The 21,453-nt window shown below is 62.8% G+C and carries 21 protein-coding genes; 13 read left to right on the plus strand and 8 right to left on the minus strand.

The window, feature by feature from the left end:
- Nucleotides 1–112 precede the first annotated feature (112 nt).
- From znuB to zur, 3 genes are read right to left on the minus strand one after another with little or no spacing between them, the layout of a single operon-like run.
- On the minus strand, nt 113–895 hold the full coding sequence (znuB, locus tag G1E_RS13515; RefSeq protein WP_009683594.1) for a zinc ABC transporter permease subunit ZnuB: 783 nt from the start codon (nt 893–895) through the stop codon (nt 113–115).
- Nucleotides 888–1,661: a zinc ABC transporter ATP-binding protein ZnuC gene (gene znuC / locus G1E_RS13520; RefSeq protein ID WP_009683593.1), complete on the minus strand. Its 774-nt coding sequence runs from the start codon at nt 1,659–1,661 to the stop codon at nt 888–890. Before znuC ends, znuB begins: the two co-directional genes overlap by 8 nt.
- Complete coding sequence (zur, locus tag G1E_RS13525) at nt 1,658–2,143, minus strand: zinc uptake transcriptional repressor Zur (RefSeq protein WP_009683592.1); 486 nt, start codon at nt 2,141–2,143, stop codon at nt 1,658–1,660. The genes znuC and zur overlap by 4 nt, the downstream gene beginning before the upstream one ends.
- 18 nt (nt 2,144–2,161) lie before the next feature.
- Between zur and G1E_RS13530 the strand changes: the two genes are divergently transcribed.
- Nucleotides 2,162–3,118 (plus strand): zinc ABC transporter substrate-binding protein, encoded by a 957-nt coding sequence (locus G1E_RS13530; protein ID WP_082437922.1) that lies wholly within the window; start codon nt 2,162–2,164, stop codon nt 3,116–3,118.
- Nucleotides 3,119–3,183: 65 nt separating this feature from the next.
- Here G1E_RS13530 and G1E_RS13535 read toward each other — a convergent pair whose 3' ends face one another.
- Together G1E_RS13535 and G1E_RS13540 are read right to left on the minus strand one after the other, a co-directional pair.
- On the minus strand, nt 3,184–4,134 hold the full coding sequence (locus G1E_RS13535; RefSeq protein ID WP_009683590.1) for a homoserine kinase: 951 nt from the start codon (nt 4,132–4,134) through the stop codon (nt 3,184–3,186).
- Between the two features lie 69 nt (nt 4,135–4,203).
- On the minus strand, nt 4,204–4,491 hold the full coding sequence (locus G1E_RS13540) for a DUF2782 domain-containing protein (RefSeq protein ID WP_009683589.1): 288 nt from the start codon (nt 4,489–4,491) through the stop codon (nt 4,204–4,206).
- Nucleotides 4,492–4,566: 75 nt separating this feature from the next.
- On the opposite strand from G1E_RS13540, the gene polA reads away from it, so the two are divergent.
- Entirely contained in the window at nt 4,567–7,314 is a 2,748-nt protein-coding gene (gene polA / locus G1E_RS13545; protein ID WP_009683588.1) for a DNA polymerase I, read from the plus strand.
- A 335-nt stretch (nt 7,315–7,649) separates the two neighbouring features.
- Here the strand turns inward: polA and yihA are convergent, their stop codons facing one another.
- The gene (gene yihA / locus G1E_RS13550; protein ID WP_009683587.1) at nt 7,650–8,282 is read right to left on the minus strand and encodes a ribosome biogenesis GTP-binding protein YihA/YsxC; all 633 of its coding nucleotides are present in this window, start codon (nt 8,280–8,282) and stop codon (nt 7,650–7,652) included.
- Nucleotides 8,283–8,475: 193 nt separating this feature from the next.
- On the opposite strand from yihA, the gene G1E_RS13555 reads away from it, so the two are divergent.
- The 7 genes from G1E_RS13555 (at nt 8,476) to G1E_RS13585 (ending at nt 15,776) form a co-directional block, all read left to right on the plus strand.
- Complete coding sequence (locus G1E_RS13555) at nt 8,476–8,778, plus strand: cytochrome c5 family protein (protein ID WP_029886304.1); 303 nt, start codon at nt 8,476–8,478, stop codon at nt 8,776–8,778.
- A gap of 31 nt (nt 8,779–8,809) precedes the next feature.
- Nucleotides 8,810–9,427 carry a cytochrome c gene (locus tag G1E_RS13560; protein WP_009683585.1) on the plus strand — a complete coding sequence of 206 codons (618 nt, stop codon included), beginning with the start codon at nt 8,810–8,812 and terminating at the stop codon, nt 9,425–9,427.
- Between the two features lie 204 nt (nt 9,428–9,631).
- Nucleotides 9,632–10,267: a thiol:disulfide interchange protein DsbA gene (gene dsbA, locus G1E_RS13565; RefSeq protein ID WP_009683584.1), complete on the plus strand. Its 636-nt coding sequence runs from the start codon at nt 9,632–9,634 to the stop codon at nt 10,265–10,267.
- A 12-nt stretch (nt 10,268–10,279) separates the two neighbouring features.
- Nucleotides 10,280–11,134: an endonuclease/exonuclease/phosphatase family protein gene (locus G1E_RS13570; RefSeq protein ID WP_009683583.1), complete on the plus strand. Its 855-nt coding sequence runs from the start codon at nt 10,280–10,282 to the stop codon at nt 11,132–11,134.
- 97 nt (nt 11,135–11,231) lie between these two features.
- Nucleotides 11,232–13,169: a GGDEF domain-containing protein gene (locus G1E_RS13575; RefSeq protein ID WP_047149883.1), complete on the plus strand. Its 1,938-nt coding sequence runs from the start codon at nt 11,232–11,234 to the stop codon at nt 13,167–13,169.
- An 80-nt stretch (nt 13,170–13,249) separates the two neighbouring features.
- Nucleotides 13,250–14,038: an N-acetylmuramoyl-L-alanine amidase gene (locus G1E_RS13580; protein WP_009683581.1), complete on the plus strand. Its 789-nt coding sequence runs from the start codon at nt 13,250–13,252 to the stop codon at nt 14,036–14,038.
- 136 nt (nt 14,039–14,174) lie between these two features.
- Complete coding sequence (locus G1E_RS13585; protein ID WP_009683580.1) at nt 14,175–15,776, plus strand: EAL domain-containing protein; 1,602 nt, start codon at nt 14,175–14,177, stop codon at nt 15,774–15,776.
- An 18-nt stretch (nt 15,777–15,794) separates the two neighbouring features.
- Here G1E_RS13585 and G1E_RS13590 read toward each other — a convergent pair whose 3' ends face one another.
- Nucleotides 15,795–17,576 carry a KinB sensor domain-containing domain gene (locus G1E_RS13590; protein ID WP_009683579.1) on the minus strand — a complete coding sequence of 594 codons (1,782 nt, stop codon included), beginning with the start codon at nt 17,574–17,576 and terminating at the stop codon, nt 15,795–15,797.
- Nucleotides 17,573–18,919, minus strand: a complete 1,347-nt coding sequence (gene algB, locus G1E_RS13595) for a sigma-54-dependent response regulator transcription factor AlgB (protein ID WP_009683578.1) — start codon at nt 18,917–18,919, stop codon at nt 17,573–17,575. The genes G1E_RS13590 and algB overlap by 4 nt, the downstream gene beginning before the upstream one ends.
- 210 nt (nt 18,920–19,129) lie before the next feature.
- Here algB and G1E_RS13600 point away from each other — a divergent pair, with 210 nt between their 5' ends.
- The 4 genes from G1E_RS13600 to G1E_RS13615 all read left to right on the plus strand — a co-directional run bounded on the left by G1E_RS13600 (nt 19,130) and on the right by G1E_RS13615 (nt 21,092).
- Nucleotides 19,130–19,951: a BON domain-containing protein gene (locus G1E_RS13600; protein WP_009683577.1), complete on the plus strand. Its 822-nt coding sequence runs from the start codon at nt 19,130–19,132 to the stop codon at nt 19,949–19,951.
- A gap of 174 nt (nt 19,952–20,125) precedes the next feature.
- On the plus strand, nt 20,126–20,416 hold the full coding sequence (locus G1E_RS13605; protein ID WP_009683576.1) for a hypothetical protein: 291 nt from the start codon (nt 20,126–20,128) through the stop codon (nt 20,414–20,416).
- Between the two features lie 41 nt (nt 20,417–20,457).
- Nucleotides 20,458–20,619: a DUF1328 domain-containing protein gene (locus G1E_RS27600; protein WP_003252966.1), complete on the plus strand. Its 162-nt coding sequence runs from the start codon at nt 20,458–20,460 to the stop codon at nt 20,617–20,619.
- A 2-nt stretch (nt 20,620–20,621) separates the two neighbouring features.
- Nucleotides 20,622–21,092 carry an inhibitor of vertebrate lysozyme family protein gene (locus G1E_RS13615; protein ID WP_009683575.1) on the plus strand — a complete coding sequence of 157 codons (471 nt, stop codon included), beginning with the start codon at nt 20,622–20,624 and terminating at the stop codon, nt 21,090–21,092.
- Nucleotides 21,093–21,453: the final 361 nt, after the last annotated feature.

The raw sequence follows: 21,453 nt of genomic DNA on the forward strand, positions 1-21,453 counted from the left end.
ATTTGCGCAAAAAGCGAGCAAGTCTACACCCAGGTGCGCACGCTCGAAAACAGGTCTTACAGACCCTTTACCCGGGAAAAGGTTGCAAGGCGTGCCTGAGCACGCCTTGCAATCAGCGCTTTGGCAGGGCCAGGCTCAGCAAGAATAGCACCGCTGCACAGACCACGATCGACGGCCCGGCGGGGGTGTCTTTGAACCAGGACATGGCCAGGCCACCGCAGACCGCGGTGATGCCCAGCAGGCTGGCACCCAGCGCCATCTGCTCGGGCGAGCGGGCGTGGCGCTGCGCCGCAGCAGCGGGGATGATCAACAGCGAGGTGATCAGCAGCACGCCGACGATCTTCATGGCCACGGCGATCACCACTGCGATCAGCAGCATCAGCGCCAGGCGCAGGCCGGCTACTGGGAGGCCTTCGACCATGGCCAGTTCCTCATGCACGGTAACCGCCAACAGCGGCCGCCAGAGCACGCCCAGCAACAGCAGCACCAGCGCACTGCCGCCGAGGATCCAGGCCAGGTCGGTGGTGCTGATGGCCAGCAGGTCGCCGAACAGGTAGGCCATCAGGTCGATACGCACATCGTGCATGAAGCTGAGCACCACCAGGCCCAGTGACAAGGTGCTGGGGGCGAGGATGCCGAGCAGGGTGTCGGAGGCCAGCGGCTGGCGTTGCTGCAAGGTCACCAGCAGCACCGCCAGCAACAGGCAGCCAACGGTGACGGCCAGGGCCGGGCTTACATCCAGGGCGAAACCCATGGCCACGCCCAGCAATGCGGCATGGGACAGGGTGTCGCCGAAATACGCCATGCGCCGCCATACCACGAAAGAGCCGAGCGGGCCCGCGACAACGGCCAGGGACAGGCCTGCAAGCAAGGCGTAAAGAAGAAAATCAGCCATGCTTGCAGTGCTCTCCGTGAACGTGGGGGCCGGGGGCGACCACCGAGCCATGTAGGTCGTGGCTGTGGTCGTGATGGTGATGATAAACAGCCAGGCTAGGTGCGTTCTGCCCGAACAGTTCGACAAAGGCTGGGTCGTTGCTGACCTGTTCCGGGTGACCCGAGCAGCAGACATGGCGGTTCAGGCACACCACCTGGTCGGTGGCGCTCATGACCAGGTGCAGGTCGTGCGACACCATCAACACGCCGCAACCATGGCGGTCGCGCAGCCGGGTGATGAGGTTGTACAGCTCGGTCTGGCCGACCACATCCACCCCTTGCACCGGCTCGTCGAGTACCAGCAACTGCGGCGCACGCAACAAGGCACGCGCCAGCAGGACACGCTGCATCTCGCCACCGGAGATGGTCTGAATCGGGCTGTCGATAACCTGTTCGGCGCCCACTTCCTGCAGGGCCGATACGGCTGCTGCCCGGTCTACCCCCGGCACCAGGCGCAGGAAACGCAGCACGGAAAGCGGCAGGGTGGCATCGACCTGGATTTTTTGCGGCATGTAGCCGATACGCAGCCTGGGCTTGCGCCATACCGTGCCGCGGTGCGGCTTGAGCAGCCCGAGCACGGCGCGCACCAAGGTGGTCTTGCCCGCGCCATTGGGGCCTATCAGGGTGACGATCTGGCGCGGCGCCACCGACAGGTCGATGCTGTCGAGCACCGCCTCGCCGCCATAGCTGACGCCCACCTGTTCCAGGCGGATCAGGGCATCGCTCATGCCGCGCTCCGGCAATTGCCGCACAGGCCGACCACTTCCACGGTTTGGGTCTCGACCGTGAAGCTCACGCCCTTGGCGCTGTCGATGATGGCCTCGCTGATGCTGTGTTGCTCCAGCTCGATTGCGACGTGGCACGCACGGCAGATCAGGAACTGGCCCTGGTGCACGTGCTCTGGGTGGCTGCAGCCGATGAACGCGTTGAGCGAGGCAATGCGGTGCACCAAGCCGTTTTCCAGCAGGAAGTCCAGTGCGCGGTACACCGTGGGCGGTGCAGCGCGGCGGCCGTCCTGCTCGCTGAGCACGGCAAGGATGTCGTAGGCACCCAGCGGCTTGTGGCTTTGCCATACCAGCTCCAGCACCCGGCGGCGCAGCGCGGTCAGGCGCAGGCCCTGGCGGGTGCACAAGGCATCAGCTTCAGCCAGTGCGCTATGCACGCAATGGGAGTGATCATGGGGACGGTTGGCCAGCGGCGTGATGGACATGGGCAGCGACGATTCTGTATGGAGACGTTATTATGTTACCCGTTTCTCACGACTCGAGTATTCACCGTGTCCCGATTTCTAGTCCTTTTTGTCGCATTCATCGCCTGTTCGGCCCAGGCCGATGTCCGTGTGCTGACCAGCATCAAGCCGCTGCAACAGATTGCCGCTGCCGTGCAGGAGGGTGTTGGCAGCCCTGAGGTATTGCTGCCGCCAGGTGCTTCGCCGCACCACTATGCCCTGCGCCCATCCGACGTACGGCGGGTGGGCGATGCCGACCTGCTGTACTGGATCGGCCCGGACATGGAGAGCTTCCTGCCACGCGTATTGGGCAGTCGCAGCAAGGCAACCGTGGCCGTGCAGTCGCTGCCAGGCATGAAGCTGCGCCACTTTGGCGAAGACAGCCATTCCCATGAGGAAGCGGACCACGATGAGCATGACCATGACCACCGCCCAGGTAGCCTGGATGCGCACCTGTGGCTATCGTCGGTCAACGCGCGGGTAATCGCGGGGAAAATGGCTGCGGACCTGGCCCAGGCCGATCCCGCCAACTCGGCGCGCTACCAGCACAACCTGAAGGTCTTTTCAGACCGTATGGATGCGCTGGATGAGCGAATCAAAGCGCGGGTGGCGGGTATCGCTGGCAAGCCGTATTTCGTGTTCCACGAGGCGTTCGACTACTTCGAGGCGGAATATGGCCTGAAGCACACTGGCGTGTTTAGCGTGGCGTCCGAGGTGCAGCCGGGGGCTCAGCATGTGGCCGCCATGCGCAAGCGCCTGCAGGAAGTGGGCAAGACCTGCGTGTTCAGCGAGCCGCCACTGCGCCCGCGCCTGGCCGAGACCCTGACTGCTGGGCTGCCGGTGCGTCTGGCCGAGCTGGATGCACTGGGTGGTACTGACCCGGTGGATGGCAAGGGCTATGAGCGCTTGCTGGAGAAGCTGGGTGCCGACTTGGCTGGGTGCCTGGAGCAGTTGTAAGCCTGTTCCGGCCTCTCCGCGGGCACGCCCGCTCCCACAGGTGCCCGCGAAGAGGCTGAAAAGGGCTAGAGGGCAAATGGCAGGTGCAAAGCCACCTGCTGGCGCTGTGCCAAACGCACTTCGAACTCGCTCGGGTCATGGATCATCACATCCATCCCGGCAAACGATTCTGCCGCAATCAGCCGCGACAGCCAGAAGCGCACGCAGCCTACCCGCAACATCTCAGGCCACAGCTCGGCCTCGGCAGCGGTGAACGGCCGCAGTGCGGCATAGGCCGCCAGCAGCGCCTGGGCACGCGGCATGTCGATTGCGCCCTGCTCATCCAGGCACCAATCGTTCACGGTGATGGCGATGTCATACAGCATCGGCCCGGAGCAGGCGTTGTAGAAGTCGATCACGCCAGTCAGGTGGGTGCCCTCGAACATCACGTTGTCGCGGAACAGGTCGGCATGCAGGTTGGCCCGCGGCAGCGCCAGGATCTGCGCCTTGTGCGCGTTGATTTCGTTCAGGGCCGGTTGCAGCAGCGCGGCTTGCTCGGCAGTCAGGCGTGGCAGCAGCTCGGCGCCTGAAGCCAGCATCCAGTCCAGGCCACGGTCGGTGCGGCGCTCGATGATGCGGCCGCGGGTGGCCAGGTGTATATGCGCCAGCAGCTCACCCACCTGGGCGCAGTGCTGCGCGTTGGGCGCCTTGATGTGCTTGCCTGACAGCCTTGGCTGCAGCAGCGCCGGCTTGCCGCACAGCTCGCGCAGGCCGTTGCCGTCGCGGTCACGAACGGCATAGGGCACCGGCATGTCGGCTGCGTGCAGGGTGTCGAGCAGCTCGATGAAGAACGGCATGTCCTCGCTGGGCCCGCGTTCGATCAACGTCAGCACGAACTCCCCCTGTTCGAGGCTGACGAAGAAATTGCTGTTCTCGGTGCCGGCGGCTATGCCCTGGAAGTCGAGCAGGCGGCCCAGCGCGTACGGTGCCAGAAAGGTTTCCAGCTCAGGCCGGGTCACGGGGGTGAAGACTGACATGATGAAAAATTGCCCATACGGGCACTTCCGCCGGGAAGTGCCGGGTTGATGTGAACGGTGCGCGTCAGATTACCACTCGAAGATCTTCCAGGACGGAATCAGCATGTCCGGCTGGTCGGATCGAATGAAGTTGGCATCGGTGCCATCGGCGCGTACCAGGAAATAAGGCTTGCCGTTTTTCGGTGTGATCTTGATCGCATACAGGAAGCCGTTCTGACGGTATTCCTGGATGGTCTTGTCGCCTTCCGTGCGAATGGTCACCTCGGGATCGGCCGAGGGGGCGTCTTCCGCCGCCAGGGTGACGACCGGCGTGGTTGCCAACAGGCCGAGCAGTAACAGGCGATTGAGTGTACGCATGATAACCTAGTCCCTTTGTCGTCAATGATTCTGGCTATTCTAGCGCCGGACCCGTCGAAAAGGTTGATTCTGCTCATGAGCCAAGCGCCCCTCGTCCTGGTGGACGGTTCCTCCTACCTGTACCGCGCCTTTCACGCGCTGCCGCCGCTGACCACGTCCAAGGGCATGCCGACCGGTGCGGTGAAGGGTGTGCTGAACATGCTCAAGAGCCTGCGCAAGCAATACCCCGACAGCCTCTTTGCCGTGGTGTTCGACGCCAAGGGTGGCACGTTCCGTGACGCCATGTTCGCCGAATACAAGGCCAACCGGCCGAGCATGCCCGACGACCTGCGGGTGCAGATCGAGCCGCTGCACGCCAGCGTCAAGGCCCTTGGCTACCCGCTGTTGTGCGTCGAAGGGGTCGAGGCCGACGACGTGATCGGCACCTTGGCGCGCAGCAGCGCCGCGTTGGGCCGCCCGGTCATCATCTCGACCGGTGACAAGGACATGGCGCAGCTGGTGGATGGCCACATTACCTTGGTCAACACCATGACCGGTAGCGTGCTGGACGTGGCGGGCGTGCATGAGAAGTTTGGCGTCGGCCCGGAGCACATCATCGACTTCCTGGCCCTGATGGGCGACAAGGTCGACAACATCCCCGGTGTGCCCGGTGTGGGCGAGAAAACCGCCGTGGGCCTGCTGACCGGTATTGGTGGCGGCCTCAGCGACTTGTACGCCAACCTCGGCAAGGTGCCGGCACTGGCCATTCGCGGTGCCAAGACCCTGCCGGCCAAGCTGGAAGAGCACCGCGACGCGGCGTTCCTGTCGTATGAGCTGGCTACCATCAAGGTCGACGTGCCGCTGGACGTCGAGGTCGAGGCGCTGGTATGCGGCGAGCCTGACCGCGATGCGCTGCTGGCGCTGTACACCGAGATGGAGTTCAAGAGCTGGGTTGCCGACGTGCAGCGGGAGGCTGCCAGGGTGGGTGATGACGTTGCGCCGGTCGCGGAGCCGGTGGCCAAGGTCGAGCCGAAGTACGAAACCATCCTCGACCAAACACGCTTCGATGCCTGGCTGGAGAAGCTGCGCCAGGCGCCGCTGTTCGCGTTCGACACCGAAACCACCGGCCTGGACGCCCAGAAGGCCCAATTGGTCGGCCTGTCGTTCGCGGTGGCGCCCCATGAAGCGGCCTACGTTCCGCTGGCCCACGACTACGAGGGCGCGCCGGCCCAGCTGGACCGCGACGCCGTGCTGCTGGCCTTGAAGCCCCTGCTGGAAGACCCGGCCAAGGCCAAGGTCGGGCAGAATGCCAAATACGATATCAACATCCTCGCCAACGGCTCGCCCGCCATCGCCATGCGCGGTGTTGCCTATGACACCATGCTCGAGTCCTACGTGCTGAACTCCACGGCCACCCGGCATGACATGGACAGCCTGGCGCAAAAGTACCTCGACCACACTACCATCGCCTTCGAGGACATCGCCGGCAAGGGCGCCAAGCAGCTTACGTTCAACCAGATCGACCTGGACAAGGCGGGCCCCTACGCTGCCGAAGACGCTGACATCACCCTGCGCCTGCACCATGCGTTGCAGGCCCGCCTGGCCCAGACCCCAAGCCTGCAGCCGGTGCTGATGGACATCGAGATGCCGCTGGTGCCGGTACTGGCCAAGATCGAACGCCAGGGCGCACTGGTCGATGCAGCCCTGCTGCACGTCCAGAGCGGTGAGCTGGGTGAGAAAATGGCCGAGCTGGAACGGCGCGCCTACGAGCTGGCGGGCGAGGAGTTCAACCTGGGCTCGCCCAAGCAACTGGGGGCGATCCTGTACGACAAGCTGGGCATGCCGGTGCTGAGCAAGACCGCCAAAGGCCAGCCGTCTACCGCCGAAGCGGTGCTCGACGAGCTGGCGGAGCTGGGTTACCCACTGCCTGAAGTACTGATGCAGTACCGCAGCCTGAGCAAGCTCAAGAGCACTTACACCGACAAGCTGCCGGGGCAGATCAACCCGCGTACCGGGCGTATTCACACCTCTTACCAGCAAGCGGTGGCGGCGACTGGCCGGCTGTCGTCCAGCGACCCGAACCTGCAGAACATCCCGATCCGTACCGCCGAGGGCCGCCGAATCCGCCAGGCGTTCATCGCCAGCCCAGGCTACAAGCTGCTGGCGGCCGACTACTCGCAGATCGAGTTGCGCATCATGGCCCACCTGGCCAAGGACGAAGGCTTGCTGCACGCCTTCCGCAACGACCTGGACGTGCACCGTGCCACGGCGGCGGAGGTCTTTGGTGTAGCCCTGGAAAACGTCACCGTCGATCAGCGTCGCAAAGCCAAAGCCATCAACTTCGGCCTGATCTACGGCATGAGCGCATTTGGCCTGGCCAAGCAGATCGGCGTCGACCGCAAGCAGTCGCAGGACTATATCGACCGCTACTTCGCCCGCTACCCCGGGGTGCTGGCCTACATGGAGCGCACCCGTACACAGGCTGCCGAGCAAGGTTTCGTCGAAACCCTGTTTGGCCGCCGCCTCTACCTGCCAGACATCAACGCCAAGAACCCGGCCCTGCGCAAAGGGGCAGAGCGTACCGCCATCAACGCGCCCATGCAGGGTACCGCCGCCGACATCATCAAGCGCGCCATGGTCAACGTGGATAACTGGCTGAGCGAGAGCGGCCTGGACGCGCGGGTGATCCTGCAGGTTCACGACGAACTGGTGCTTGAGGTGCGCGAGGACCTGGTTGAACAGGTCAAAGATGAAATTCGCCAGCACATGAGCAAGGCGGCGCAGCTGGATGTGCCGCTGCTGGTCGAAGCAGGAATTGGTGCGAACTGGGACGAAGCTCACTGATTGAGCCGTAAAAGCTGTGTAGGATCTGTGACGTGGTGACGCGGATCCTGGCAGCGCTGGCGCGCGCGGGGCTGGGCTTTCATGAAACTATCGCAAATAGTTTTCAGGGCTTCGGAACTAAACCAGTGAAGCGGAACTCAGAGTAACTGAATGGCTGGTGAAGCCTTTCGATGCTCCTATGTTGTGTTAAGTGTTGGCAGATATCTGGACCCCGCCCTAGCGGTCCGGACTTGGACCCCGAACTTCCCCCTCCCCATACGAAGTCCGGGGTTTTTTTTGCCCGCAATTTGGCCTGAGCCTGGGCGAAGCCCAGGCCATGCTCCGCGCTGCAGGCCTCAGGCCACTGGCTTGTCTTCCAGCTCCATCCAGCCCGCCAGCACCCGATAGGCCTCTTCGACGCCCAGGCGCTTGGGCGCCGAGAACAGCTGGATGGTGACGCCGTCGCCCCAGCCCTTGCGAATTTCCGATTGCACCTTCAACAAGGTGTTCTTGCCCGCGCCGTGGGTCAGCTTGTCGGCCTTGGTCAGCAGGATGTGCATCGGCATGCCGCTGGCCTTGGCCCAGTCGAGCATCATCTTGTCGAAATCGGTCATGGGGTGGCGCACGTCCATCATCAGGATGATGCCGCGCAGGCACTCACGGCTGCCCAAATAAGCTTCCAGGTGCTTCTGCCAGTGCTGCTTGAGCGGAATCGGCACCTTGGCATAACCGTAACCTGGCAGGTCGACCAAACGCCGTTCATCGTCCAGACTGAAGAAATTCAACAGCTGGGTGCGCCCGGGGGTTTTCGAGGTGCGCGCCAGGCTGGCGTGAGTCAGGGTGTTGAGGGCGCTGGATTTGCCGGCGTTGGAACGGCCCGCAAAGGCCACCTCGTAGCCCTGATCGTCCGGGCATTGTTCGACCTTGGCTGCGCTGAGGGCGAATTTGGCTTTCTGGCAGAGGCCGAGGATGGGGTTCTTGACTTGCATGGGATATCCGATGTGGGTGTTGCCAAAGCCTAGGCCGGCAAGCGGTGTCGTTTCCGTTTGGCTGACAGAAGTATATAATGCCCCAGTTTTTGTGTGCCCATTCTCCCAGCGAAGGGGAACGGGCATGGGGTGCCGAACTATAGCTTGCGCATCAGAACGCAGCGCGTCCCCCAACCCTGTCAGGTCGTTTCGCCTGGCGAAATGGCTGCTAGCTGTCGGTATGTTCCTGCCGTATTTCAGCGCACAGGCTACACAGGATGCCGAGGTGTTGTACAACCGCACGTGTGCGGCTTGCCACACCGGGCAATTGCCCCAGGCACCCAGGCAGGGTGACCGGGCAGCCTGGGAGCCAAGGCTGGCGCAAGGTATGGATGTACTCGTCCGGCATGTGACCCAGGGTTTCAAGGCTATGCCGCCGCGTGGATTGTGCATGGACTGCAGTGCCGAGGACTACCGTTTGGTCATCCTTTGGATGAGTGGCAGTCCCGATACATAACATTTCACCCTTAGCCGTGTTGGATTAGCTGATGAACAAACTAGTCGTGAGTCTGCTGTTGACCCTGGGTGTCGCAGGTGCGGCCACTGCTGCGCAACCTATCAAAGGCGATGCCGCTGCCGGCCAGGCCAAGACGGCCGTCTGTGGCGCCTGCCACAACCCCGACGGCAACAGCCTGGCACCCAACTTCCCGAAACTGGCTGGCCAGGGCCAGCGCTACCTGGAAAAACAACTGCACGACATCAAGTCGGGCAAACGTACCGTGCTGGAAATGACCGGCATGCTGGCTGCTTTCAATGACCAGGACCTGGCCGATATCGCCGCCTACTTCGCCAGCCAGAAAGGCAGCGTGGGGGCTGCCGACCCCAAACTGGTCGAGCGCGGCCGCGCGCTGTTCAACGGCGGCGACCTGGAAAAAGGCATGCCCGCCTGCACCGGCTGCCACTCGCCCAATGGCGCGGGTATCGCCCTGGCCGGTTTCCCGCACTTGAGTGGGCAGCATGCCCAGTATGTGACCAAGCAGTTGACCGACTTCCGTGAAGGCAACCGCACCAACGACGGCGATGCCATGACCATGCGCACCATTGCCGGCAAGCTGAGCAACCACGATATCGAGGCATTGGCCAGCTATATCCAAGGCCTGCACTGACTGGCGGCGCAGTCCTGCAGGTGCTGCACATGCCTTCAGGGGCTTCGCATTAACTTTCAGTTAATGTTGCAGGCCAATGATGAAAGGGTGGCTGGGCTACCCTTTTTTCAGTGCGTAGCCGGTACACTACAGAACTCAAGCCCTTCCCGGCCTGTCTCAAGGCAGGTCGCGTAGTGGCGACCCATGATTGCTCAGGAGTAAAGCATGCGTAAACTGATTCTCAGCGCTGCGCTGGTCGCCGCCAGCGTATTCGGTATGACAGCGGTGCAGGCTGCAGAACCCGCCACTGCCGGCAAGGAATATATCGAGCTGAGCAACCCTGTTCCGGTTTCCGTGCCTGGCAAGATCGAAGTGGTTGAGCTGTTCTGGTACGGCTGCCCTCACTGCTACCATTTCGAGCCGACGCTCAACCCCTGGGTCGAAAAACTGCCCAAGGATGTCCACTTCAAGCGCGTACCGGCCATGTTCGGTGGCCCATGGGATGCCCACGGCCAGATGTTCCTGACCCTCGAAGCCATGGGCGTTGAGCAGAAGGTGCACGCGGCGGTGTTCGATGCTATCCAGAACCAGCGCAAGCGCCTGACTGACCCGCAAGAAATGGCCGACTTCCTCGCCACCCAGGGCGTGGACAAGGACAAGTTCCTCGCCACCTTCAACTCGTTTGCCATCAAGGGCCAGATCAACCAGGCCAAGGAACTGGCCAAGAAGTACGAAATCACTGGCGTACCGAGCATGGTCGTCGACGGCAAGTACCGCTTCGACCTGGGTACCGCAGGTGGGCCCGAAGGCGTGCTGAATGTCGCCGACCAACTGATCGCCAAGGAGCGCGCCGCTAAGTAAGCGGCGTATCCCATGCCCCGCTTCAGAGCTACGCGTGGCATTGGCCTGCACCAGCCGCAGGTCAACGAGCATCACCTGCAGGCACCCGGCCTGCCGGACGATGGTCGCCTGCGGCTGCTCAGCTTCAACATTCAGGTCGGCATCAGCACCGAGCGTTATCGGCATTACCTGACCCGTAGCTGGCAGCACCTGCTGCCGCATAACGGGCGTGCCGGCAACTTGCAGAAGATCGGCAAGCTGTTGAGCGACTTCGACCTGGTGGCCCTGCAGGAGGCCGATGGTGGCAGCCTGCGTTCCGGGTTCGTGAACCAGGTCGAGCATCTGGCGCAGCTGGGTGCCTTCCCCTACTGGTACCAACAGCTCAACCGCAACCTTGGGCGTTTTGCCCAGCACAGCAACGGCGTGCTCAGCCGCCTGAAGCCGCAATTGCTCGAAGACCACCCGTTACCGGGCCCCGCCGGGCGCGGGGCAATTCTGGTGCGGTTCGGTGAAGGCGAGGATGCGCTGATCGTGGTGATGATGCACCTGGCCCTCGGCGCCAAGACCCGCGCCCTGCAATTGGGCTATATCCGCGAGCTGATTGGCGGCTACCGCCACCAGGTGCTGATGGGCGACATGAACACCCACGCCGCCGACCTGCTCGAGCACTCGCCCCTGCGTGACCTGGGCCTGGTGGCCCCGCAGGTCGAAGCTACCTTCCCCAGTTGGCGACCCCAGCGTTGCCTGGACCACATTCTGCTCAGTTCCAGCCTTACACTGGAGCGTGTCGAGGTGTTGGCCCAGCCTATTTCCGACCACCTTCCGGTGGCGGTAGAGATCCGATTGCCTGATGCATTGACTGTGGATACGCTGCCCGCCTTGAGCTGAATCAGCCAAGGCGTCGCACGCCCTCAAGTGTTGGGCGTGCGCGCCGACAGCGTGTAATCAGACAGCCCCAGATGTATCACCCGTCGCGGATCCAGGCATGACCGAAGAAGCCGAGCGCTGGAAAGAAAAATACCTCAAAGCCATCGAGCAGCAAGAAAAGCTCGAACGTCGTTGGGACGCCCGTCTCGACTTGCTGCGCCGTGGCCTGGTACGCAGTACCCTGGCTGCCGAAGGCAGTGACAAGGTGGTCGACGCGTGCATGAAAGAGATGCGCGAGGTCATTCGCAGCGACAACATGGATGCTGGCCTTGCCGGGCTGATTCCGCGCCTGGAGAAGGCGGTGCTGGATTCGGAACAGCGCCGCGAAAACCGCATGAACCAGGTTGGCGATGCCCTGGCTGCACTGGTGGGCCAATTACAGAACCTGCCGCTGCCTGGTGATATTGCCCGGCCGCTGAAAAAGCTGGCGAAGAAGCTCGATGGGGGCGTTACCCAGTCACGCGACCTGCCGCCATTGCTGGGTGAGCTGAGCGGTTTGCAGGGGCGTGCGCTGGCCGCCCTGGGCAAGCCGGGTGAAGAAACCCGCCCTGGTTTTCTGCAGCGGTTGTTCGGCAGCCGCGATGACGATGCCCAGGCGGAGCCGGCGCTTGTGCCCGAAGCGGTGCCGGGTGCCCAGGCTCCACCGCACGCAGCGCCACCCAGCCCCGACGCCGGCCCGCATGTTGATATCGATGCGTTGCAACCGTTGCCAGCACCTGCTGCACCGGCCGCCGAGCTGCCCGCAGCGCCCGAGCCAGCGCCAGATGCAGCTGGCCCGGCGCTGATCGAAGCGGCCGAAGTACCCGCATCGCCAGTGCCGCAGCCAGGTGAAGGGCCGGCCGCCGAACACGGGGTCAGCCATCCGCTGCCGGCGCCTGCACCCTTAGCGGAGCTTGAACCAACGTTCGGCGAAGACGGCCCTTATGCCCTCCCCGATGCGGTGGAACCGCCGTACAGTCAGGTCGCTGCACACATCGAGCAAACCTTGCTTGGCCTGCTCGACGACCTCAGCCTGCCCGAGCGGCACAAGGCCCAGGCTTTGGAAATGCGTGCGCGGGTGGCCCGCGGCCTGAACTGGTATGAGCTGATCCCGGTACTGGACGACCTTGCAGTGCTGATGCTGGCGATCACCGACAGTGGGCAGCATGAATTTGAAACCTACTTGCAGCAGCTCAACGAGCGCCTGGAAGGGTTCCAGAGCCATCTGCATGAAGCCAGCGCCGGCCATGCCGACAACAGCAGTGCCGCCCGCGCGCTGGACACCCAGTTGCGCGAGCACGTAGACGGGTTGCAGAGCAGCGTGCAAGGTGCCGCCGATGTCGACAGCCTCAAGCACATCCTGGAGAACCGCCTGGAAGGCTTGTTGGTGACCATGGACGAGCACAAGCACGAGCGTGATCGCCGCGAGCAGGAACTGGCCAACCGCCTGCAGGGGTTGTCGGAGCGTGTGGCAAGCATGGAGCACGAGGCACTCGGTTACCGTGAACACCTGGAAGAGCAGCGGCAAAAGGCGCTGCTCGACCCGCTCACCGGTCTGCCCAACCGGGCGGCCTGGAGCGAGCGGGTGGAACGGGAAATGCTCGAATGGCAGGCCCAGGGCGGCCATCTGGCAATGGCGATCCTCGACCTTGACCATTTCAAGCGCATCAATGACAGCTATGGGCACCTGGCCGGGGACAAAGTGCTGAAGATCGTTGCCGACCAGTTGCGCAAGTGCTTGCGCGGCCGTGACTTCATAGCCCGGTTCGGTGGCGAAGAGTTTGTCCTGTTGCTGCCGCAGACGGCCCCGCCGGCGGCTGCGCAAGCCGCTGAACTGCTGCGGGCGACCATCGAAGCCTGCCCGTTCCACTTCAAGGGTGAACGGGTGGTGATCACCACCTCCATCGGGTTGGCGGCGTTCCGCGCTGGCGAGCGCGCAGACCAGGTGCTCAAGCGCGCCGACACCGCGTTGTACCGGGCCAAGGAACTCGGGCGCAATCGCGTGGAACAAAACTGATGGGCAGCCGCTGACTCGCGGCAAACATTGCTGCTGGCGAGCACGTTATACTGTAGCGCTCTTACGCCGAGGCCTCCGACGTGCTTTCCACGCTGAAAAAAACCCTGATCACCTTTCTGCTGTTCACCGTCGCCGGTTGCTCCACGGGCCTGCGCATCGACCGCAGCCACCCTTCGGCGAACCAGGACAACCGTATCCAGTTCGTTGTTTTGCATTACACCAATGCCTCGCTGGAACGCTCGCTGGCATTGCTCACCCACGGTGAGGTCAGTAGCCATTACCTGATTGGTGATGGCCCGGCGACGGTGTACCAGTTGGTGGACGAGAGCCGTCGCGCCTGGCATGCCGGTGACAGCCAGTGGCAGGGGCGCACATGGCTGAATTCGTCGTCCATCGGCATCGAAATCGTCAACCCAGGCTTTGCCGATACACCCAACGGGCGGGTCTGGTACCCCTATAGCGAGGCGCAGATCCAGGCGCTGATCGCGTTGCTCAAGGACATCGTCAAACGTAACAATATCGAGCCCCGGCATATCATTGGCCACAGCGATATCGCCCCATTGCGCAAGCTTGACCCGGGCCCTTTGTTCCCGTGGAAACGCCTGGCCGATGCTGGGTTGGGGGTCTGGCCAGATGCCAACGCCGTGGCGCAGCAACAAGCGTACTTCAACGTCAACCCGCCCAGCGTTGGCTGGTATCAGCAGGAGCTGGCGCGGTTTGGTTATCAGATCGAGCAAACAGGCGTGCTAGATGTAGCCACCCGGCATGTCATCGCTGCCTTCCAGATGCGCTTCCGCCCGCAACGTTTTGACGGCATGCCCGATGCGCAGACGTCGGCCATGCTGCAGGTGCTCAACCGGACCCGTTGACTGTCACCAGGCCGCGCGCGGTGACAGGGGCGTTGCCCGTGCTGGCCGGGGCCTGGCATGGGCAAGCGAAGCGCTAAACGGCGCAGGTGATTATTGATTCAGTTGCTATACCTTAGTTATCAACTGGATGCCGTCCATGTCGTCTGCCATTGGCTTGCTGCGTCAAATTTTCTACCGTCCCTGGATGCTCGCCACGCTGGCAGCACTGGCCAGCGCCGCCCTGTTGCTTTCTGCCAGCATCGGCATCGCCCTGCAGCAGCTGAAACAGAGCGAAACCGAGCAGATGAATGCCCAGGGCGAGCGTTTTCTCGAGCGCCTGGAGCAGGTATTCGGCCAGCTGCGCGAGGGTGTAGACCTGTTGCAGGCACAGCCGCTGCGTGGATGCAGCCCGGCCATGTTGGCGGCCTTGCAGCAGGTGGGCTTGAGTTCGCGCTTCATTTACGAAGCGGCCTACGTGGACGGCAATGTCGCCTGCTCGAACCGGGGTAACGAGCGCGCGTTCGTGCCCTTGCGGCCGCCGGACATCAAGGGGCCGGTCTACAGCTACTGGCTCAACACCACCACCGAGCCGAACGAGAACCTCGCCGCGCTGATGCTCGGCCGGGGCAGGTTCCTGGTCTCGACCTCACGTGGGCACCTGACCGATGTGGTCGACCTGCCACCGGGTGGCAGCCTGGTGGTAGTACTCGACAACGGTGCCCGCGCCATTCCGGTCCTGGGCCCGCCACCGGTATGGCCGCCGCCCTCGGCCTGGTCGCATAGCCACAAGTCGCTGCTCGAACTCAGTGACCGCCTGATCTACCGCATGCCAACCAAGTCGCCTGACTACCAACTGGTGCTGATCGCCCCGCGTGTCAGCTTGCCCCTGCGCATGAACGGCATGCTCTGGCTGTTGTTCCCGGGCAGCGTATTGGCCGCCTGCTTCATCGGCTGGCTGGTGTTGCAGCTGATCTTGCAGCGGCGCTCGATGAGCTCAGAGCTGCAGGGTGCGCTGCGCCGTGGCGAGCTGCAGGTGCTCTACCAACCGATCATCGAGCTTGGCAGCCGGCGTTGCGTGGGCGCCGAGGCGCTGGTGCGCTGGCGCCGCCCGGACGGTACCTTGACCAGCCCCGACCTGTTCATACCGCTGGCGGAAGACACCGGGCAGATCCGCCAGATCACGGACTTCGTGCTGCAACGTGTGCTTGAACAACTTGGGCCGTTGCTGCGTTCGCACCCCAACCTTTATATCTCGATCAACCTGGCGGCTTGCGATGTGATGGAGCCGCGCATCGGCCGAGTATCGGCGCGCTTGCTGGCATTGCACCGGGTGGCGCCCAGCCAGATTGCCTTCGAGGTGACCGAGCGAGGTTTGATCGACGTGGTAGTGGCCCGCGAAAATCTGCAGGCACTGCGCGCCGCAGGGCATCAGGTGCTGATCGACGATTTTGGTACTGGCTATTGCAGCCTGGCTTACCTGCAGACGTTGCCGGTGGACTGCCTGAAGATCGACAAGGCGTTCATAGACGCTCTTGGCCATGATGCCGCCAGCAGTGGCGTTGCCCCACACATCATTCGCATGGCCCACGACCTCCACCTGCGGGTGATTGCCGAAGGTATCGAGAGTGAGGACCAAGCGGCGCTGTTGAGCGGTGAAGGGGTCAACTACGGCCAGGGCTGGCTATTTGCCCGGCCGTTGACGGCCAGGCAGTTTGCCCAGATGGTCACACGCGGGCATCAGCCGCGACGACCCGCGTAGGGTGTAGGCACGCGTGCGTCAGACTGGCAATGCCATATAGAACTGCGTGCCCTGCCCCGGCCGCGAAAACACGCCCATGCGCCCGCCATGCAGTTGCACGATCTCCTTGCACAGCGCCAGGCCCAGCCCCGCCCCACCTTTTTTGCGGCCAACCTGCACGAAGGGCTCGAAAATGCGCCCTTGCTGGCCGTAGGCGATACCTTCGCCGTTATCCTCGACACTGATGATCACCCGCTCCGCATGGCGGCGGGCGTGCAAGCGGATGCGCCCGCCCTTGGGGGTATGGCGGATGGCGTTGTGAAGCAGGTTGTCCAGCACCCGATCGAGTTGCGCGGGGTCGGCCTGGATGCGCGGCAGTGGCTGCTCCAGGTCGCTCACCAACTCGATCTGCTTGTGCGCAGCCTGGTCGGCAACCCGCAGTTGTGCCCGCTCCACCAGCTCGTCGATGGCACAGGGAGCCAGCTCCAGTTTCTGTAGCCCGCTTTGATAGCGCGAGAAGTTGAGCAGGTCGTTGATCAGTTGGGTAAGGCGCTGCATTTCTTCGCCGATGGTTTCCAGCAAGTCATTCTCCCGCGCTTCTGGCGGGAACTTGACGCGCTCGCGCAACAGGCCGAAGGCCATGTGCATGCCGGTAACGGGCGTACGCAACTCATGGGAGGCGCGCAGCACGAATTCACTGCGCACACGCTCGAAGGCGCGCTGCTCGGTTACGTCGTGCAGCACCATCACTGCGCCAAGAATCGGCCCCTGCGGGTGGCTGACCGGGGTCAGGCTGTAGGTAAGCAGGCGCGATTCTTCATCCACCTCCATGTTCAGGTCGTCTGGTGGCCGGTCCAGGCTGCCGCCCCGCAGCACTTGGCGCAGCTGCTGTTCCAGCTCTGGCCGTTGCAACGCTTCGGCAAGGCTGCTGCCTACCCGGCTGTCATTCCAGCCCAGCTGGCGCTGGGCTACCGGGTTGAGGTGTTCCAGCCGGCCCTGGCGGTCGATGATCAACAGGCCATCGTCGATGCTGTCCAGCACCGCCTGCAAGCGTTGCTGGCCGGCCAGCAGCTCGTCGACGTTGGTGGCCTGGTGCTTGCGCAAGGCATCGGCCATCAAGCCGAAGCGGCGGGTGAGCTGGTTGAGTTCGGCCGCCTGGGTGACTGGCAGGGTGACATCGAAATTGCCCTTGCCCAACTGGTCGGCGGCCGTGGCCAGCGCCTCGATCGGCTGGCCGAAGCGCCGCGCGATGTTGTGCGCACTGATAAAGCCGAGTACCAGCACCACCAGGCCCATCAAGCCCAGCACACCGCTGACCAGCAAGGCGCGGTCACGGCTGCGCTCCTCGCTGCGGGTAATCAGGTCCAGGGCCTGCCTGTGGGAGTCGATCAGGTCGGTGCGGACCTGATTGAATGCGGCGCCCAGCGGCTGGTCCACACCCATGCTGCGGGCAGGGGCCGGGCTGTCGCGGTAAGCCTGGAGGAAGGCTTGATAGTTGCTGTTGGCTTTGCTGAAACCGGTGCGCTCGCCGCCTTGCTCCAGCCCCTTGGCCAGAAGGGACTGGAAGTTGTCCTGCAGCGATCGCAGGTTTTCCGGGGCGGTGTCGTCATCCAGAATCAGGTTCAACTGCTCGCCAAGGTTCTGCCGCAGCTTGAGCCCCACCTCCAATGAGTGGGTGGTGTCGCGCACCAGTTGCTGTTGCATCGTGGCCATCTGCAGAACACTGACCAGGCCCAGCAGCAGACCGAGCAGCGCCACGGTGACCAGTGCCGAGATACTGAGGAAAAGCCGCGTGCGCAGCTTCATGGGTGGCCATTTCATAAGTTGTATTGCTTGCGTTTGCGGTACAGGGTGGAGGCGTCGATGCCCAAGGTCTTCGCGGCCTGGTCCAGGGTGTCGCTGGCGGCCAGTACGGCACCGATGTGCGCACGCTCCAACTCGTCGAGGCTAAGCGCGGCGCCAACGCGTGGGGCGTTGCCAGCCGGCTGCTCACCCATGCCCAGGTGGCTGACTTCTACCCGCTCTTGCGGGCATATGATGCTGGCTCTTTCCACTACGTTGCGCAATTCGCGAATGTTGCCGGGCCAGCGGTAGTTGAGCAGGGCTGCGCGGGCTTCTTCACTGAAGCCGCGTGCTGGCCGGGAATACTCCTTGACGAAACGGGCGAGGAAGCGGTCGGCGAGGGTCAGAATGTCCTCGCTGCGCTCGCGCAGGGGCGGCAGGTGCAGGGTGATGACGTTCAGACGGTAGAGCAGGTCTTCGCGGAATCGGCTTTCGCGCACCATCTCTTCGAGGTTGAGGTTGGTGGCAGCCAGGATGCGCACGTCCGCCCGGCGGGTAACCGGGTCACCTACGCGCTCGTATTCCTTGTCCTGAATGAAACGCAGCAGCTTGGGCTGCAAGGTCAGTGGGAAGTCGCCGATCTCGTCGAGGAACAGCGTGCCGCCGTCAGCCTGGCTCACCCGCCCAAGCGTGCTTTCACTGGCGCCGGTGAAGGCGCCGCGGGTATGGCCGAACAACTCGCTCTCCATCAGCTCCGCATTCAGCGACGGGCAGTTGATGGTCACACAGGCTTTGCGTGCACGCTTGCTCCAGCCATGAATGGCGCGGGCCAGCTCGCCTTTACCGGTGCCGGACTCGCCGAGGATGAGGATGTTGGCGTCAGTGGTCGCGACCTGGCGGGCGGTTTCCAGCACGGCCATCATCGCCGGGCTGTGTGAGTCGAGGCCGTCCTTGGGTTTGCGCACCTCACCTTCCAGCGCTTCAAGGCGAGCCGAGAGTTGCCGCACTTCCAGTTGCTTGGCGGTGGCCAGGCGCAGTTGGTCTGGGCTGCAGGGCTTGACCAGATAGTCGGCGGCACCCGCCTGGATGGCGTCTACTGCCGTGTCGATTGCCGAGTGCGCGGTAACGATCACCACGCGCATCCAGGGCGCCTGAATGCGCATCTGCGCCAGTACATCAAGCCCGTTGTCCTCACCCAGGCGCAAATCCAGGAAGCACAGGTCGAACACCTGACGCTGCAGCAGGCTTTCTGCCTGGGCGGCGCTATTGGCGGTGGCCACGCTGTAGCCCTCGTCCTCCAGGCAATAGCGGAAAGTGCGCAGGATCGCGGACTCGTCATCCACCAGCAGAATGCGGCCTTGGTTGTCCTGGGCTGATTCCATTTCCTGCGCTCCTTAAGGGTAGATCTTTATTTAGTGTGGGAAAAATCGGGCAAGTTGCATGGTCAATTCTGAAGGATTCTGTCCTTTGCATGCTAGCCAATGGCTAAACGACGCCTTCAGGCCCCATATCCCGGTGCTTTGCTTAGAGGCATAGGGTGGCACATTGGTTGCGATGATTTTCAGCTTTTGCCTACAGAAGGAGGTAACGCCATGACCTTTGCCCTACGCAGCGCTGTGTTAGCAGCCGCTTTGCTTCCCGTGTTCACCCCCGCTCTCGCGGACCCCGTGCATGACGCCCGGCTTGAAGGGGCGCTGCAAACGGCGTTGTCACTGAACCGCATGCTCAACCCGTTCCGTATCAAAGTCGAGGTAGACGGCAAACAGGCGCGGCTTTCCGGCGAGGTAGAAAACGAGGTGGAGCGCCGGTTGGCCGAAGACGTGGCCTTGGCTACCCGAGGTGTCGAGCAGGTCGATAACCAACTGCAGGTCAACGCTGAACTGGTCGAGCGCCCGCTCGAGCTGCGGGCCTATGCCCAGCGCCTGGAGGACGCCACCCTGGCAGCGGTGATCCGTGCGCGGTTGCTGTGGAGCCGTACCACCGAGAAGGCTGCAATCGAAGTGCAAAGCAGCGAGGGCGTGGTGACCTTGCGGGGTAAAGTCGACAGCGCCGAGGCCAAGGAGCTGGCGGGCGTGGTGGCGCGCACAACCGATGGCGTGCACCTGGTGAACAATCTTGTCAGCCTCGACAGCGCTGCCATGGCCAAAGCGCGGGAAACCCCTGTGGGAACACCAAGCGGCCCGCAGCCAAGCGACCCCTGGATCATCGACAAGATCCAGAGTAGCTACCGCTACAGCCGCAACCTTGATGGGCTGAACCTTAAAGTGGCCAGTGAAGAGGGCATGGTGCGGTTGTCCGGCGAAGTGGTCAGTGCGGAGCAAAAAACCATTGCCGTGGAAATGGCCCGGCAGATCATTGGCGTGCGGGGGGTGGATGCCGATCTGCTGAAGGTCGCGACCAAGGTCGAAGGCTGATCGTGCAATTCGCACGACCCCAGCATGGCCATCGTGCAGGATACGTCCTGACACGCCCGCGGCAAAATAGTTAAGTTATTGTTTTTAAAGGATTTTTATTTATTTATAAGGCTGGCATGCAGGCTGCAATTACCTGTTCAGGTTTGAACAAAAATTACAGCAGGAGGAGCCGGCATGAATCGCCAGTCCGTCAACCACTCGCAAGTCGCCACCCTGTCACTGCGCCACCTGGTGTCGGTAGGGATCGCACTGGTTTTGACCTTGGCTTCCGGCCTCTTCTACTACAGCTGGCAAACAGCGCGTCTGGCCGACCAGGTGGCTGCACAGACCGCGCTGCTGAGCCAGATCCAGTCGACCCGGGCCAACAGTTTCGTCAAGGCGGCGGACCCGTTGCCCTCCCAGGGCAAGGCGGCGTCGCCGGCCACTCTGGAACACGTCGTGCCTCAAGACCGCTGGGTGTTCTAAGGCGGACCGTTTGAAGTTCTGAAAAAGAAAGGAGAAACACCATGCTGAGCTGGGCTATCACTTTCCTCATCATCGCCATTGTCGCTGCCGTTCTGGGCTTCGGTGGTATCGCCGGCGCTGCTACAGGTATTGCGAAGATCCTGTTCATTGTCTTCCTGGTCCTGTTTGTAGCCTCCTTCTTCTTTGGACGCGGTCGAGGTTGACAATGAGCAGGAAGCTACACACTGCCCTGGCTGCTGCCCTGCTGATGGGTAGCAGTGCAGCGGCACTGGCTGCCAATGATGGCCAGGTCCGTGCCAACCAGCTGCTGGGTTCGGACCCGGAATACCGGGAAACCTGGCAGGACACGATCAAAGGCGAGGAGCGCCTGCCCGATTGGGTGGTCAACCTCACCGGCAGCTCGGAGCAGCAAATGTCTGCTGTTACGGAAGAGGGCGACAAGTACTTGGTCGGCCCCCTGTGCGAGGCCCAGGACAAGTGCACCTACAAGCGCCTGATCGTTGCGTTCAGCTGGGACAAGGATGATGCCTACGGCATGCTCGTGGAGGTGCCTGAAGGCTTGCCCAAGGACAAGTCGCCAACCCGACATGCGCAGTACCGCTGGCTGGGCAAGCCGGATGACGGCATGAAGACGATGCTGCAGGAGCAGCTCAAGCGTGACCCGAATTGGTACTGAGCCGTGGTTGCCAGTGCTGGTGAGTGGTCACCCACTGACACGAAATAGAAGCTGAACCTTTGTAGCGTTCAGCCTTCTATGATGCGCCGCCCCGAGGAGGGGTTGCACATGACCAAGGGGCCGGGCTGTTCTGGTTGAGACATGATCGGAGTGGCCTAGGGGTACAGGGAGTGCCTCCAGCGTTGGGCCGGGTCAGGAACGGCGGAATCGGAAGCTTCAGGTCGGCGGTATCGCTGGGATACCCAAGCCGACCTGACTTCCGAGGAGCCACGTAGGAAACGCCTCTTTCCTTGCGCGTTTTCTTCCCCGAGACACATTTTGTCTCGACCGTACATCAAATTTTTTCCCTCCGCATCGACTC

It is taken from the genome of Pseudomonas sp. TJI-51 (assembly GCF_000190455.2).
In the GTDB taxonomy this organism is placed as follows: Bacteria; Pseudomonadota; Gammaproteobacteria; order Pseudomonadales; family Pseudomonadaceae; genus Aquipseudomonas; species Aquipseudomonas juntendi.

Bases quoted from the DNA above. Each gene is read 5' to 3' on its own strand.
- znuB (WP_009683594.1), bottom strand. From the start codon at position 895: ATGGCTGATTTTCTTCTTTACGCCTTGCTTGCAGGCCTGTCCCTGGCC.
- znuC (WP_009683593.1), bottom strand. From the start codon at position 1,661: ATGAGCGATGCCCTGATCCGCCTGGAACAGGTGGGCGTCAGCTATGGC.
- zur (WP_009683592.1), bottom strand. From the start codon at position 2,143: ATGTCCATCACGCCGCTGGCCAACCGTCCCCATGATCACTCCCATTGC.
- G1E_RS13530 (WP_082437922.1), top strand. From the start codon at position 2,162: ATGGAGACGTTATTATGTTACCCGTTTCTCACGACTCGAGTATTCACC.
- G1E_RS13535 (WP_009683590.1), bottom strand. From the start codon at position 4,134: ATGTCAGTCTTCACCCCCGTGACCCGGCCTGAGCTGGAAACCTTTCTG.
- G1E_RS13540 (WP_009683589.1), bottom strand. From the start codon at position 4,491: ATGCGTACACTCAATCGCCTGTTACTGCTCGGCCTGTTGGCAACCACG.
- polA (WP_009683588.1), top strand. From the start codon at position 4,567: ATGAGCCAAGCGCCCCTCGTCCTGGTGGACGGTTCCTCCTACCTGTAC.
- yihA (WP_009683587.1), bottom strand. From the start codon at position 8,282: ATGCAAGTCAAGAACCCCATCCTCGGCCTCTGCCAGAAAGCCAAATTC.
- G1E_RS13560 (WP_009683585.1), top strand. From the start codon at position 8,810: ATGAACAAACTAGTCGTGAGTCTGCTGTTGACCCTGGGTGTCGCAGGT.
- dsbA (WP_009683584.1), top strand. From the start codon at position 9,632: ATGCGTAAACTGATTCTCAGCGCTGCGCTGGTCGCCGCCAGCGTATTC.
- G1E_RS13570 (WP_009683583.1), top strand. From the start codon at position 10,280: ATGCCCCGCTTCAGAGCTACGCGTGGCATTGGCCTGCACCAGCCGCAG.
- G1E_RS13575 (WP_047149883.1), top strand. From the start codon at position 11,232: ATGACCGAAGAAGCCGAGCGCTGGAAAGAAAAATACCTCAAAGCCATC.
- G1E_RS13585 (WP_009683580.1), top strand. From the start codon at position 14,175: ATGTCGTCTGCCATTGGCTTGCTGCGTCAAATTTTCTACCGTCCCTGG.
- G1E_RS13590 (WP_009683579.1), bottom strand. From the start codon at position 17,576: ATGAAATGGCCACCCATGAAGCTGCGCACGCGGCTTTTCCTCAGTATC.
- algB (WP_009683578.1), bottom strand. From the start codon at position 18,919: ATGGAATCAGCCCAGGACAACCAAGGCCGCATTCTGCTGGTGGATGAC.
- G1E_RS13600 (WP_009683577.1), top strand. From the start codon at position 19,130: ATGACCTTTGCCCTACGCAGCGCTGTGTTAGCAGCCGCTTTGCTTCCC.
- G1E_RS13605 (WP_009683576.1), top strand. From the start codon at position 20,126: ATGAATCGCCAGTCCGTCAACCACTCGCAAGTCGCCACCCTGTCACTG.
- G1E_RS27600 (WP_003252966.1), top strand. From the start codon at position 20,458: ATGCTGAGCTGGGCTATCACTTTCCTCATCATCGCCATTGTCGCTGCC.
- G1E_RS13615 (WP_009683575.1), top strand. From the start codon at position 20,622: ATGAGCAGGAAGCTACACACTGCCCTGGCTGCTGCCCTGCTGATGGGT.